Below are 691 nucleotides of genomic sequence, written 5' to 3'. Positions count from 1 at the left end.
TAGACAGGATGTTCTGCATACTGCCGTTTGAGGTGGACTTTTATGAAGGCAAGCACAACTATCCGACAGACTACGTGGGCAACCCCACGGTGGCTGAGGTCGACTCGTTCCTTGCCGCCCGCAATCCGGCCGATGTCCTGTCGGACAGGCCCGTGATAGCTTTGCTGCCGGGTTCGCGCCGTCAGGAGATTAAGGACAACCTGCCGGCCATGCTCGAAGCGGCCTCGGCATATTCAGACCGGTATGCCGTGGTGGTGGCAGGCGCGCCGGGCATAGAGCCCGATTATTATCATCGGGTGATGGGAAGCGCGGGCCGTTCGGTGAGCATAGTCCACGGACAGACCTACCGGCTGCTGGCCTGTGCGGCGGCGGCCGTGGTCACCAGTGGCACGGCCACGCTCGAAACAGCCCTTTTCGGCGTGCCGCAGGTGGTGTGCTACAAGACCCCGTTGCCGCGGCTGGTGTCTTTCCTGCGCCGTCATCTGCTGAAAGTGAAATATGTGTCGCTCGTCAATCTGATATGCGACGGCGAGGTGGTGCGCGAACTTGTGGCGTCGTCTTTCTCGGTGGCGAACATCCGCAGCGAGCTGGGCGGCATACTGCCGGGCGGGGCTGAGGCCGCACGGATGAAAGAAGACTATCGCGAGTTGCGCCGGCGCCTCGGTACGGGCGATGCGGCCGACAACGCCGC

1 protein-coding gene is annotated in these 691 nt (G+C 62.8%); it reads left to right on the top strand.

The annotated features are described in order from the left end of the window. Nucleotides 1-8: 8 nt before the first annotated feature. Nucleotides 9-691, top strand: a 683-nt coding sequence (locus MoGM_RS07280) for a lipid-A-disaccharide synthase (RefSeq protein ID WP_371410513.1), incomplete at its 3' end; no start/stop codon positions are given.

The organism is Prevotella sp. MGM1 (assembly GCF_002933775.1).
GTDB lineage: Bacteria > Bacteroidota > Bacteroidia > Bacteroidales > Bacteroidaceae > Prevotella.
The sequence above is the reverse complement of the archived record's forward strand: the minus strand, read 5'-3'. Positions and strand labels throughout refer to the sequence as shown.